Consider the following 13836-nt stretch of genomic DNA (forward strand, 5'->3'; position numbering starts at 1 on the left):
CGCTTCATTGGCTCAATGGCAGAGCAGCTGACTTGTAATCAGCAGGTTGTTGGTTCGACTCCGACATGAAGCTCCAAATAAGGGGGAGTTCCCGAGTGGCCAAAGGGGGCAGACTGTAAATCTGTTACGTTTCGTTTCGATGGTTCGAATCCGTCCTCCCCCACCATTAAACATGATATATTATATATCATGTTTTTTTTGCTTTAGAATAAATTTTTGAAGATAGTAGTATATATTTAAAGTACTGATTTATAAATCTTATGTACATTCACTTATTCAGAATTTATTCAGCAGTACAAGTAAATGTATGTAAAAATAACATAAAAATAGTATTGACATAGTATAATTAAATTGATATTATATTCAAGAAATAAAATTTGATATTAGTTCTTATCCAGAGAGGTGGAGGGAAAAAGGCCCTGTGAAGCCCGGCAACCTATTTAGAAACTAAGGAATTAAGTAATTAACTTTAAATTACTTAATAAGCTAAATGCTCTTAATTAATAAGATATATTAATTAGCGTAAGTAACTTAGTTACTATTTGTGGTGCAAATTCCTGCAGAACATTATATTTTTGCAAGATAAGAAGAAAGACCTTTAGATAATATAGTCTCTTCTTATTTGAAGAGACTTTTTTTATTGCTTAGAATTAATATCAAAAGATTTGAAAGGAGCTAAGCAAAATGAAGAGATTATTTACATCAGAATCAGTAACAGAAGGGCATCCAGATAAAATTTGTGATCAAATATCAGATGCAGTTTTAGACAGTATATTAGCAAAGGATCCAATGGCAAGAGTTGCTTGTGAAACAGCAGTAACTACAGGAATGGTATTAGTTATGGGAGAGATATCAACTAATTGTTATGCTGATATTCCTAAAATTGTTAGAAAGACAATAAGAGAAATCGGATATGATAGAGCAAAGTATGGATTTGATTGTGATACATGTTCAGTTTTAACATCTATAGATGAACAATCAGGTGATATAGCTATGGGAGTTGATGAAGCCTTAGAATCTAGAGCAGGAGAAAAAGATGAAGTTGAAGCAGTTGGAGCTGGAGATCAAGGAATGATGTTTGGTTTTGCAACTAATGAAACTCCAGAATATATGCCTTCTCCAATTGCTATGGCACATAGATTATCTAGAAGATTAACAGAAGTAAGAAAGAATGGAACTTTACCATATTTAAGACCAGATGGAAAAACTCAAGTAACAGTAGAATATGATGATAATAGAGTAGTGAGAATTGATGCTATAGTAATTTCTACTCAACATGACGAGCATGTTACGCAAGAGCAAATAAGAGAAGATTTAATGAATCATGTAATTAAAGCTGTAATACCAGCAGAATTATTAGATGATGAAACTAAATATTATATAAATCCAACTGGAAGATTTGTTGTTGGTGGTCCACAAGGTGATAGTGGATTAACTGGTAGAAAGATAATTGTTGATACTTATGGCGGATACGGAAGACACGGTGGTGGTGCATTCTCAGGAAAAGATCCAACAAAAGTTGATAGATCAGCAGCATATGCAGCAAGATGGGTTGCAAAAAATTTAGTAGCAGCAGGGGTTGCAGATAAATTAGAGATTCAACTAGCTTATGCTATTGGTGTTGCAAAACCAGTGTCAATAGAAGTTGAAACATTTGGAACAGGTAAATTAAATGACAGTCAAATAACAAATATTGTTGAAAAGGTATTTGATTTAAGACCAGGTGCTATAATAAGGGATTTAGAATTAAGAAGACCTATATATAAACAAACAGCTGCATATGGTCATTTTGGAAGAAATGATTTAAATCTTCCTTGGGAACAATTGAATAAGGTTGAGGAAATTAAAAGATACCTTTAGTTAGATTTTAATAATTAGTAGTTTAAAGATAATAAAACCAGTAGAAATTAGATTAGAATTCTACTGGTTTCTTTTATAAATTTTTTTAGTATTAATTTAAAATATTGTGTACAATTTTTCCACCAACTATTGTCATTTTAACATCTATATTTTCATCAAATATAACTAAGTCAGCATCAAAATTTTCTTTAATTTGCCCTTTTCTATCATCTACGTTACAGTATTTAGCTCCATTATAAGATGCCATTTTAACTACTTCATATAATGGGTAATTAGTATTGTTAAATACATTTCTTACTGCTACATTTAAGGTTAAAACTGAACCGGCTAATGAGCCATTTTCAAGTCTTGCGGCACCATTTTTAACAATAACTGGTTGTCCGCCAAGAGCATAAGTTCCGTCAATCATTCCACATGCACACATAGCATCACTTACTAATAAAGTTTTATCAGTTCCTTTTTGATTATAAGCAACTCTTAATGATGGATAAGAAATGTGTATACCATCAGAAATTGTTTCTGTAGTTATATCAGAATCAAAAGTTGCCCCCACAACTCCAGGTTCTCTATGAGTAAAAGCTGTCATTGCATTAAATAAATGTGTTGAATGGCAGAATCCAGCTTTAATACCTTCAAAAGCTTCTTCATAAGTAGCTTTGGTATGTCCCATAGAACAACGAATTCCCTTAGAAGTTAAAATAGTAGCAAGTTCTTTTGCACCTTCCACTTCAGGAGCCATAGTAATAGATACTACAGCATCTTCAGCATCGCCAGTCATGGCTTTAAAGTTTTCATAAGAAGGTTCAATTAAGAAATTAGGATTTTGAGCTCCTATGGCACTAGGACTAATAAAAGGACCTTCTAAATGAGCACCTAAAACTTCAGCACCATCAGTACCTTCTAATTTTGCTTTTTTAATTTCAAGTATTGATTTTAATATAGCTTCAGATGACATAGTCATAGTTGTTGGAGTAAAGGCTGTTGTTCCGAATTTACAAATAGTTTTAGAAATTTCATTAATAGCTTCGTATGTTCCATCCATAGTATCGTGCCCACCAGCTCCGTGTATATGAATATCTATAAATCCAGGTGATACGTATAAACCTTTACAATCGATTGAATCGATATCATCTTGATTAGCAGGATTTATTTCTTTAATTTTACCATTTTCAATAAGTAATGAACCGTTTACTATTTCGTTTAGTAGTATTATTTTGCAATTTTTTAATAACATTTATATTCCCTCCATTTATATGTTTACAATAAGCATTATATGTCCATATTAAATAATAAGTAAACCTATAACTTATATTTAAATATGAAAAAAGTTTCTTATGATATAATTATATAATATTAATAATTATAATAAAAGGTTTGGAGCGATAATATGGAGATATTAGAAGGTTTAGTAGAGGCAATTGTTTTTAAAAGTGATGATAGTGGTTATACTGTAGCAAAAATTACTACTGATAAAAAAGTTATAACTATAGTTGGAATTATGCCTTTACTAAAGGAAGGGCAACAAATTGAAATTAAGGGTAATTGGATAAATCATAAGCAATTTGGCAAACAATTTAATGTAGAAGAATTTAAAGAAATATTGCCTACTTCTGTAAAGGAAATAGAAAAATATTTAAGCACTGGAATAATACATGGAATTGGACCAGTAACAGCAAAAAAGATAGTTAAGGCTTTTGGGGATAAAACATTAGATATATTAGATAATGATATAGAGAGATTAAAAGAAGTTGAAGGTATTGGTGAAAAAAAATTTAATATTATATATGAATCTTACTTAGAAAGTAAAGAGTTAAAGGATATAATAATATTTTTTCAAAAGCATGGAGTTACAACCAATCAATGCTTAAAAATTTACAAGAAGTTTGGACCAGACTCAAAAAATATTGTATCTAATAATCCATATATTTTGAGTGATGAAATATCAGGAATAGGTTTTTTAACGTCTGATAGAATAGCTAAAAGTTTAGGAATAGAAGCAACATCAGATTTTAGAATTCAAAGTGGAATAAGATATGTTTTGAATAATTTTTCAGGCCTTGGAAATACGTATATGCCAAAGGATAAACTTATATCTGAAAGTCAGAAAGTATTGATGGTAGACAAGGAATTAGTAGAAGCAAATATATATAATAGTGTTTTAGATGGAAAGCTTAAAGCAGAAAAAATAAATGATATTGAAGCAGTGTATGCTCTGCCATATTATTATTGTGAATTAGGAGTAACAAATAAAATAATTACATTAAGTATAGAAAATTTTCAAACTATAAATTCAGATATATTATTTGAAATAGAGGCTTTTGAAAGAAAGAATAACATAAAGTTTGCTGATTCTCAAAAAGATGCAATAATAGGTGCTTTTGAAAATGGTATAGAAATTATTACAGGAGGACCAGGTACAGGAAAAACAACTATAATAAAATGTATAATAGAGATATATGAAAATAATGGAATGAAAGTGCTTTTAGCTGCACCTACAGGAAGAGCTGCAAAAAGAATGACAGAATCTACAGGAAGAGAAGCTAAAACAATACATAGACTGCTTGAAATGGGAGTAAGTGATGAGGATAACTCTTTCTTTGGTAGAGGAGAAGGGGAACCTTTAGAAGGTGATGTAATAATTATAGATGAAGCATCTATGATAGATATAATGCTAATGAATAGTTTACTTAAAGCAATAAAATTAGGAACTAGAGTAATTATAGTTGGAGATGTGGATCAATTACCTTCCGTTGGTCCTGGAAATGTATTAAGAGATTTAATAAATAGTAATTTTATTAATGTAGTAAGATTAAATGAAATATTTAGACAAGAAAAGGAAAGCATGATAATTGTTAATGCACATAAAATAAATAATGGAGAGATGCCTTACTTAAATAAAAAAGGAGGAGATTTCTTTTTCGATAATAGAGAAAGTAATGAAGGAATTTTAACTACAATAATAGATTTAGTAAATAGAAGATTACCATCATTTAATCCAAATTGGAATAAAGTAAGGGATATCCAAATACTTTCTCCTACAAGGAAAGGTATTTTAGGTGTTGATAATTTAAATAACGAGCTTCAAGCTATACTAAATCCACCAGATGAAAAAAAGCGAGAGAAAAAAGTAAAAGAAGTTATTTTTAGAGAAGGCGATAAAGTTATGCAAACTAAAAATAATTATTCATTAAAGTGGACTAGAATAAGTGGGTATGGTGATAAAGAAGGTGTTGGTGTATTTAATGGTGATATGGGGTTTATAGAATCTATAAGCGAGGAGAATAGAACTATTACTGTTGTATTTGATGACGAAAGAAGAGTAGTGTATGAATATATTTATTTAGAAGAATTGGAACTTGCATATGCTATTACAATACATAAAAGTCAAGGGAGTGAGTTTAGAGTGGTAATAACACCTGCATTTATGGGATCAGCATTCTTAATGAATAGAAATATTTTATATACAGGAATAACTAGGGCAAAAGAACTAGTAGTTGTTGTTGGAAGTCAGAAGGCATTAAAATTTATGATAGAAAATACTAATAATATGGAGAGATATTCATCTTTAAAGGAAAGAATAATTGAAATTACATCTGAGGATAAAATATATAAAGAATAGAAAAAATGAGGTTTTATAGCTATGAATTATAATGAGTTAAATAAAATTTTAAATGAAATAAATAAGTGGTATAGCAGAAGAACCAAGGTATTGTCTATAAAAACAAGGCCTTTTAATACATTTGAAGTATTTACAAATATAATAAATAAAATACTAAATAATAATGGTAAAGTATTGTATATTTTATGTTCAATAATTAATGAAGATATGTATAAAAAACAAAAAGAGATAGAGGAGAGTATATTTAAAAATAAAACAGATGAACAATTAAAGAAAAACTTAGTATTTTCTCCTATTGATAATATTAATGATAAATATGAAAAATATGATTTGGTAATATTTGATGATATAAGCTTATTTTCTAAAATAGGAAATGAAAGTATTAAGGAGCGTGTAGAGCAATTATATTGGAATTCTAGAAAGATGATAATATACACAGCGGAATTTATCTTTCCGATAGGAGAAAGATTGGAATTAATGTATTTACGATCTAAAAATCCAATGGTTGAACCAAGATTATTAATGACTAGAATAAAGCTAGAGGAAGATATACCATTAGCTTTATTTGAATATTTTAAATGGTTTAAGGAAAATAAAAAAAAGGTGTTAATAATTGTTCCATCTAATGATAAAGTGAATAAGGTGTATAAGCATTATTATGGAATTTTGAAATCTTTTAATATAAGTGTTGTTAAATATAATAAAAATCAAAATTTTAAATTTTTAATTAATGTTTTTAAAGAACACAAAGAAAGCGTGTTCATAATTACTAATAATGTTGGAGATTATATAAATCAAATTAATGATTTAAATATAGTAATGTTATTTGCAGATGATTTTTATTTTAATTACAAAAAGATAGTGTATATATGTGGAGCAGTCCACAATGATATCAATATAGTATCTGAAGTGTTAATGGTAACAAAGGAATTATCAGAGGATATAGATGTGGCTAAAAGTATTATAAGGGGATTTAATCAAAGCCTATGGGAAAAGGGTTATTTAAAAATATAAAGACTATCATTAAAGAAGTAATAGAAATAATATATCCAATAGAAGAAAAATGCACTCTATGTAATGCTGATGGTTTTATAAAGATATGCCCTAATTGTAAGTCTATGATAAAAAGATCAGAAATAACAAACCAAGAAGAGATATCATATGGATTTTATGGAGGAATATTAAAGGAGCTTGTATTAAGTTTTAAATATAGGAAAAATTTTGTAGCAGGTGAAGTTTTAGCTGATTTATTTATAGAAATTATAAGAGAACAAAATATAAATGCAGATTATATTTGTTATATACCAATGAGTAAAAAAGCTGAAAAAAAGCGCGGATTTAATCAGTGTGAAGTTATTGCGAAAAATGTTAGTGAATATATAGATATTCCTATTAATAATTCAATAATAAAAAATAAATACACAAAAGAACAAAAAAAATTATCAAAAGAACAAAGGATATTAAATATTAAGGGAGCATTTTCAATTAAAAGAAAGAGTAATCTTTATGGAAAAGATATTATATTAATAGATGATGTTACAACAACAGGGGCAACTTTGACTGAATGCAGAAAAGTATTAAAAAAATATGGTGTAAATAAAATTATTTGCTTGACAATAGCCAAAAGCAATATATAATAGTAATGTAAAGTTAGGTCTGTGGATGAAAGTCGATGCCAGTCGCAGGCGAAACGATCCACGTAAGTTAAACAAAGTTTTAATGAGCATGGTGCGGTATAGAAGTAAGCCCTGCCAGTAGAGATACTGAGAGTGTTAGTAGTGAGAGGTTAATTCCGGGTAGCAAAAGCTCCAGCAGGCGAGTGTGGGGTCAAAATCCAGGTCAGCTAACTTTATGAAAAAACATCAATTCATATGAATTGATGTTTTTTTATTTTAAATTAAATGAAAAATTAAGCTAGAGTTAGTAAAAGTAAGTTATGTAGAGTAAAGAAGAAGAAATTTTCTGCAAATTCTGAAAAAAGACTTTGAGTAATAAAATAGTTAATGGTAAAATATACATATAGTAAATAATAACTATATTAGTTGAAGTCTTAACTATATAATATAACTTAAAGAGAGGGGTTGACCTTATGAGAGTAACTGTAATAGGAAAGAATATTGATGTGACACCTGCATTAAAGGAGATAGTAGAAAAAAAGATTTCAAAGCTAGACAGGTATTTTGATCCAGAAGTACAAGCAAGAGCAACTTTAACTGTACAAAAAAACAGACAAATATTTGAGGTGACAATACCTTTTAATGGAGTAATTTTAAGATGTGAAGAATCAACAGACGATATGTATAAATCTATTGATTTAGTAGAAACAAAACTAGAAAGACAAATAAGAAAACAAAGAACTAAGTTACAAAGAAGAAATAATGAATCTTTAAGATTTAATAATTTTGATGAAATAGCATCAGAAGAAGATGAACATAATGAAATAGTAAAGATTAAAAAATTTAATATAAAACCAATGAGTACTGAAGAAGCAATATTACAAATGGAACTAGTTGAGCATAATTTCTTTGTATTTAAGGATTGTGATACAGATAATGTTAATGTTATATATAAAAGAAAAGATGGAAATTATGGACTTTTAGAACCAGATTATATTTAATAAAATAAGGTTTTCAGTTAAAAAAAGAGAGAACATTAATTAATGTTCTCTCTTTTATACTATACAGAAATATAGAAAAAATTGATATTTTAGCTTGTTGTGACATTATTTGTAATGAAATTTAAAAGCATACATATTTATTGTTGAATTATAAACGCTATAAATGGTATAATTTATATATATGAAATATAAAAGGGGTAACTTTGTATAGTAGATAAAATAGATTAAGTAAATTAATATTTAATTTAATGTTTTAAGTATTAATTATTGAAAGGAAATACATTATGGGATTTTTAGAAAAACTTTTTGGGACATATAGTGAAAGAGAAGTTAAAAAACTTCAAGTTATAGCAGATAAAATAGAAGCTTTAGATGAATCAATGCAAAAGCTAAGTGATTCAGAGCTTCAAGCAAAAACAGTTGAGTTTAAAGAGAGAATAAATAAAGGTGAATCTTTAGATAATATATTACCTGAAGCTTTTGCGGTATGTAGAGAAGCTTCAAGCAGAGTTCTTGGAATGAAGCATTTCAGAGTACAATTGTTAGGTGGTATGGTACTTCATCAAGGAAGAATTGCTGAAATGAAAACAGGTGAAGGTAAAACTCTTGTTGCAACATTACCAGCTTATTTAAATGGATTAACAGGAAAAGGTGTTCATGTAATAACAGTAAATGACTACTTAGCAAAAACTCAAATGGAAGAAATGAGTGTATTATATAATTTCTTAGGGTTAACTACTGGATGTGTAATTCACGGAATAACTCAAGATCAAAGAAGAGCAGCATATAATGCAGATATAACTTATGGAACAAATAATGAATTTGGATTTGACTATTTAAGAGATAATATGGTAATTCATATGGAAGAAAGAGTTCAAAGATCATTAAACTTCTGTATAGTTGACGAAGTTGACTCTATCCTAATAGACGAATCTAGAACTCCACTTATAATATCTGGAATGGGAGATAAATCAACTAAGTTCTATAATGTTGCAGATAATTTTGTAAAAACATTAATAAATGAAAAAGACTTCACTGTTGATGAAAAAGCAAGTGCCGTTTTATTAACAGATGATGGTGTTGTTAAGGCAGAAAAATATTTTGGAATTGAAAACTATGCTGATTCTCAAAATTTAGAATTACAACACTATGTAACTCAAGCATTAAAAGCTAATTATACTATGAGAAATGAAAAGAACTATATGGTTAAAGATGGAGAAATAGTGATAATAGATGAGTTTACAGGAAGACTTATGGAAGGTAGAAGATACTCTGATGGTCTTCACCAAGCTATTGAAGCTAAAGAAGGAGTTAAGATTCAAAGAGAATCAAAAACTCTTGCTACAATAACATTCCAAAATTACTTCAGAATGTATGAAAAATTATCAGGAATGACGGGTACAGCATTAACAGAAGAAAATGAATTTAGAGAAATTTATAATCTTGATGTTATTGTAATACCAACTAATAGACCTGTTCAAAGAATAGATAGACCAGATATGGTATATAAGAATGAAACAGGAAAGTATAAGGCTATAATTGAAGAGATAATTGAAGCACATAAAAAAGGTCAACCAGTTCTTGTTGGTACTGCAAGTGTTGATAGATCAGAATACCTTTCTTCTTTATTAAAAAAGAGAGGAATAAAACATCAAGTTCTTAATGCTAAATATCATGCTCAAGAAGCTGAAATTATATCTCATGCTGGTGAACTTGGAATGGTTACTATAGCTACTAATATGGCAGGTAGAGGTACTGATATAAAGCTTGGAGAAGGTGTTTTAGAAGCGGGAGGATTAAAAGTTCTAGGTACTGAAAGACATGAATCAAGAAGAATAGATAATCAGTTAAGAGGTAGAGCAGGACGTCAAGGAGATGTTGGTGAATCTATATTCTTTATATCATTAGAAGATGATCTAATGAGAATATTTGGTTCAGAAAGAATTCAAGGAGTAATTGATAAATTAGGACTTGAAGATGATGAAGCAATAGAAAGTAAAATGGTTACTAAGGCTATAGAAAATGCTCAAAAGAAGGTTGAAGGAAATAACTTTGATGTAAGAAAAAATCTTCTTGGATATGATGATGTTATGAATGTTCAAAGAGAAATTATATACAGACAAAGAACTGAAGTTTTAGAAGGTAAAAATCTTAAAGAACAAATAGAATCAATGATTGAAGAAGTAGTATCTGATGCAGTTAACTCACATTTAATTGGTGAAATGGAAGATATAGAACATGAAGTTAATACATTACTTCAATACTTAGGTGATATTTGCTTACCTCATGGATCAGTAACAGCTGATGAATTAGTTGATTTATCGAATGAACAAATAAAAGATAAATTATTAGAAGTAATTATGAACACTTATAGAGGTAAGGAACTTGAATTTGGTGAAGAACAATTAAGAGAAATTGAAAGAGTAGTTCTTTTAAGAGTTGTTGATCAAAAATGGATGGCTCACATAGATAATATGGATCATTTAAAACAAGGAATGGGATTAAGAGCTTATAAGCAACAAGATCCAATTCAAGCATACCAAATGGAAGGTAGTGCTATGTTTGAAGAAATGATTGAAGGAATTAAGACTGAAACTGTTAAATTCTTATTCCATGTAAGAGTTGAAAGACCAGTTGAAAGAGAGCAAGTTGCAAAAGAAACTTCAGCTAGCCATGGAAGTGATGATAAAAGCTTAAAGAAAGAGCCAGTAAGAAGTGAGCATGTAGCAGGAAGAAATGATATGTGTCCATGTGGAAGTGGAAAGAAGTATAAAAACTGCTGTGGCAGGGAAGTATAATAAAAAAAGTGCCTGAAAAGGCACTTTTTTCAGTGAAAAGTTAGAAGTTAAGAGTGAGTAGTTTAAGAAATAAAGTTATTATTTTTGGATTAAATCAAAACATCTAACTACATTAAAGGGGTGATTTTTTTGTTAATAAAGTTAGAGCAAGAACTAGCTAAGGTTAGTGGATTAAAACAAACATTAAAAGAAATGGGGGCTTCACTTTGACAAAGAAAGCCTAGAAAAAAGATTTCAAGAATTAGAACTTCAAATGCAAGAAAAAGGCTTCTGGGATGATATAAAAAGAGCAGAGGATGTAACTAAAGAAAGCAAAAGTATTAAAGATAAAATAGATAGGTATGAAAGCTTAGTTACAAGGCTTGATGATGTAGAAGTTTTAGCTGAACTTGCAGAAGATGATGAAGAGACTATAAATGAAGTAATAGTTGAAATTAGAGATATAGAAAAATTAATCGATGAATATAAAATAGAGTTGTTATTATCAGGTGAGTATGATAAAAATGATGCAATATTAAACCTCCATGCTGGAGTTGGAGGCAGTGATGCAAATGATTGGACACTTATGCTCCTTAGAATGTACACTAGATGGTGTGAAAAAAAAGGATATAAGGTTGAGACTTTAGACCTACTTGAAGGTGATGAGGCTGGTATAAAGAGTGCAACACTTAGAGTAAAAGGTGAATTTGCTTATGGATATTTAAAGGCTGAAAAAGGAGTACATAGATTAGTAAGGATTTCACCATTTAATGCCAATGGTAAGAGACAAACATCTTTTGCATCAATAGAAGTTCTGCCAGAGCTTACAAAAGATCAAGATATAGAGATAAGACAAGAGGATTTAAAAATAGATACTTATAGAGCTAGTGGAGCTGGTGGGCAACACGTAAATAAGACAGAATCAGCTATAAGAATAACACATATACCAACAGGTATAGTAGTTCAATGTCAAAATGAAAGAAGTCAATTTGCAAATAAGGATACAGCAATGTCAATGCTTAAATCTAAACTTATAGAGCTTAAAGAAAGAGCTCATAAAGAAAAGATTGAAGATTTAACTGGCGAACTTAAAGATATGGGATGGGGAAGTCAAATTAGATCATATGTGTTCCATCCATATAATATGGTTAAGGATCATAGAACTAATGAAGAAACCTCAAATGTAAATGCTGTTATGAATGGAGAAATAGATGCGTTCATAACAACATATTTAAAGAGTATTTCGAAATAAAAATGAATTTCTGAAAATACAGTTATAATATTTTTAATTTATTATATGACAAATGGCAAATTAATAATTATCACTAATTTTTTAATTTGCCATCTGTCTTTTTTATTTAATTTTAATATTAAGCGTTAAGTTTTTTATTTCCAAGTATTAATGTTAATATAGAAAAAACAAATATTAATATAATGAAAAGTGAAGTTTTATAACCTTTAAAATAAAATATAGTGGATACTATTGATGCTATTAGACCTATCAAACAAAAGAACTTTATTCCTTTTTTATCTAATATTACTTTGCTCTTATCGAAAATTCCCCAAGCTATTAAAATTATTAATGTTATAAATAGCCAAAGCAATGATTGAGAGCTATATACAAAACGAGTAAAGCCACTATAACAAGAAGTTTTTATTTTTTCATCAACTATATTATAAACAGTATCGATAGCTTTTGTATCTATATAGTCAATAGTATCATTAGGAGTATGGATTTTACTCATATCACTATGACAAAAAGTAACAGCATCAATATTCAAGTTATTAAAGCTAGCGTGATCACTAGAATTTTCAAAAACTACTGTATAGTCAGTATTGTATTTTTTACAAATCGTTTCTATTGAGGATAGGAGCTCAGAGCCATTATTTTTAAAGGCAACACCTTGCATTAAGCTAATTGGACAATTAGAACTTCCTATCATATCAAAATTAATTACTTCTGAATTTTGAATTTTAAATAGATTTTTTTCGGCAAAGGCTTTAGAGCCCAATAATCCAAATTCCTCTGCATTTAATCCAACGAAAATTATATCTCTTTTAGGCTTGCCATAAGTAGAAAGACTTCTACTAAGCTCTAGCATAAATGAGGCGCCAGAAGCGTTATCTAAAGCACCATTATAATTTGTTCCAGCAGCATCTTTTCCAAGATGATCATAGTGTGCAGTAATTATAAAAGGTGCAAGGGAAGAATTAGAACCTTTTATAACTCCAACAATATTAGAGATAGTTTTTTCCTCATTAGAAAATGGGATGTGCACCGAAATTTCTTTACCTAATTCTAGGCTATCCTTTATTTTTTTATAAGTATTAGATGTAATCATTATTATTGCATCATGAGAATATTCACTAAAAAAAGAACTTCTAAAAGAAAGATTATCATTTTCAGGAATATAAAATAAGAATTTACCATCAGAACATTTTACCTCTATAAAGGAAGAGTATGAAGTTATAGTGTCTTTATTAGAAAAAGAAAAAGTATTGTTTCTGAAATTTATCATATCTTCTTTAAAGTCAACTCCATATTGTAATTCTTCTTCTTCATCATTAGATAATATCTTTAAATATGGAGAAGTATTTGTATTTACAGGACATGTAGTTACAAAATCTTCATTGTAGTCATCATCTAAAGGTACTAAGCCATAGGATTTAAAGCGATTTTTTATTATTTCACCAGCAACAGAGTTTTCAGTACTACCAGCTAATCTTCCTGTCAAAACATCAGAAGATAAAATATAGATATTATCTAATACATTGTTAGAATTAAAGTTTGAATATGTATTATTAAGAAAAATAGTAGTGAGCAACAAAAATGAAGTAATAGATAATAATGAAAAGTATATAATTTTTTTTCTCATAAAAAATACCTCAAAAAATAGTAATTTATAATAAATACTATTAAATGAGGCTTTATAATATGATAGTTACATAAATTAAACTTGAAT

General features: G+C 28.8%; 9 protein-coding genes, 2 tRNA genes and 1 riboswitch. Of the genes, 9 read left to right on the forward strand and 2 right to left on the reverse strand.

Going from position 1 to position 13836, the window contains the following annotated elements:
- Position 1 precedes the first annotated feature (1 nt).
- The 3 genes from LPC13_RS04650 to metK all read left to right on the forward strand — a co-directional run bounded on the left by LPC13_RS04650 (position 2) and on the right by metK (position 1860).
- A tRNA-Thr gene (locus LPC13_RS04650) sits at positions 2-76 on the forward strand.
- Positions 77-81: 5 nt separating this feature from the next.
- A tRNA-Tyr gene (locus tag LPC13_RS04655) sits at positions 82-166 on the forward strand.
- A 221-nt stretch (positions 167-387) separates the two neighbouring features.
- Positions 388-589, forward strand: a riboswitch (SAM riboswitch).
- Positions 590-684: 95 nt separating this feature from the next.
- Complete coding sequence (gene metK / locus LPC13_RS04660) at positions 685-1860, forward strand: methionine adenosyltransferase (RefSeq protein WP_005216236.1); 1176 nt, start codon at positions 685-687, stop codon at positions 1858-1860.
- A 91-nt stretch (positions 1861-1951) separates the two neighbouring features.
- On the opposite strand, the gene nagA is transcribed toward metK, so the two are convergent.
- On the reverse strand, positions 1952-3094 hold the full coding sequence (gene nagA / locus LPC13_RS04665) for an N-acetylglucosamine-6-phosphate deacetylase (protein ID WP_005216235.1): 1143 nt from the start codon (positions 3092-3094) through the stop codon (positions 1952-1954).
- A gap of 153 nt (positions 3095-3247) precedes the next feature.
- Between nagA and recD2 the strand changes: the two genes are divergently transcribed.
- The 6 genes from recD2 to prfB all read left to right on the forward strand — a co-directional run bounded on the left by recD2 (position 3248) and on the right by prfB (position 12125).
- On the forward strand, positions 3248-5479 hold the full coding sequence (recD2, locus tag LPC13_RS04670) for an SF1B family DNA helicase RecD2 (protein WP_195245563.1): 2232 nt from the start codon (positions 3248-3250) through the stop codon (positions 5477-5479).
- Positions 5480-5500: 21 nt separating this feature from the next.
- Positions 5501-6493 (forward strand): hypothetical protein, encoded by a 993-nt coding sequence (locus LPC13_RS04675; RefSeq protein WP_195245562.1) that lies wholly within the window; start codon positions 5501-5503, stop codon positions 6491-6493.
- Entirely contained in the window at positions 6466-7116 is a 651-nt protein-coding gene (locus LPC13_RS04680) for a ComF family protein (protein WP_005216230.1), read from the forward strand. The genes LPC13_RS04675 and LPC13_RS04680 overlap by 28 nt, the downstream gene beginning before the upstream one ends.
- A 452-nt stretch (positions 7117-7568) precedes the next feature.
- Positions 7569-8096, forward strand: a complete 528-nt coding sequence (gene hpf, locus LPC13_RS04685; RefSeq protein WP_005216228.1) for a ribosome hibernation-promoting factor, HPF/YfiA family — start codon at positions 7569-7571, stop codon at positions 8094-8096.
- Between the two features lie 284 nt (positions 8097-8380).
- A complete protein-coding gene (gene secA, locus LPC13_RS04690; protein ID WP_005216227.1) occupies positions 8381-10894 on the forward strand; it encodes a preprotein translocase subunit SecA in 2514 nt (837 codons plus the stop codon).
- 129 nt (positions 10895-11023) lie between these two features.
- A protein-coding gene (gene prfB / locus LPC13_RS04695) for a peptide chain release factor 2 (protein ID WP_394371319.1) occupies positions 11024-12125 on the forward strand; the annotation gives its coding sequence in 2 pieces (ribosomal slippage) (positions 11024-11089 and positions 11091-12125; 1101 coding nt in all).
- A 118-nt stretch (positions 12126-12243) separates the two neighbouring features.
- Here the strand turns inward: prfB and LPC13_RS04700 are convergent.
- Positions 12244-13749: a M28 family metallopeptidase gene (locus tag LPC13_RS04700; protein ID WP_005216223.1), complete on the reverse strand. Its 1506-nt coding sequence runs from the start codon at positions 13747-13749 to the stop codon at positions 12244-12246.
- Positions 13750-13836 lie beyond the last annotated feature (87 nt).

The sequence above is a fragment of the Clostridium celatum genome, assembly GCF_021412605.1.
In the GTDB taxonomy this organism is placed as follows: domain Bacteria; phylum Bacillota; class Clostridia; order Clostridiales; family Clostridiaceae; genus Clostridium; species Clostridium celatum.

Bases quoted from the DNA above. Each gene is read 5' to 3' on its own strand.
- metK (WP_005216236.1), top strand. From the start codon at position 685: ATGAAGAGATTATTTACATCAGAATCAGTAACAGAAGGGCATCCAGAT.
- nagA (WP_005216235.1), bottom strand. From the start codon at position 3,094: ATGTTATTAAAAAATTGCAAAATAATACTACTAAACGAAATAGTAAAC.
- recD2 (WP_195245563.1), top strand. From the start codon at position 3,248: ATGGAGATATTAGAAGGTTTAGTAGAGGCAATTGTTTTTAAAAGTGAT.
- LPC13_RS04675 (WP_195245562.1), top strand. From the start codon at position 5,501: ATGAATTATAATGAGTTAAATAAAATTTTAAATGAAATAAATAAGTGG.
- LPC13_RS04680 (WP_005216230.1), top strand. From the start codon at position 6,466: ATGGGAAAAGGGTTATTTAAAAATATAAAGACTATCATTAAAGAAGTA.
- hpf (WP_005216228.1), top strand. From the start codon at position 7,569: ATGAGAGTAACTGTAATAGGAAAGAATATTGATGTGACACCTGCATTA.
- secA (WP_005216227.1), top strand. From the start codon at position 8,381: ATGGGATTTTTAGAAAAACTTTTTGGGACATATAGTGAAAGAGAAGTT.
- LPC13_RS04700 (WP_005216223.1), bottom strand. From the start codon at position 13,749: ATGAGAAAAAAAATTATATACTTTTCATTATTATCTATTACTTCATTT.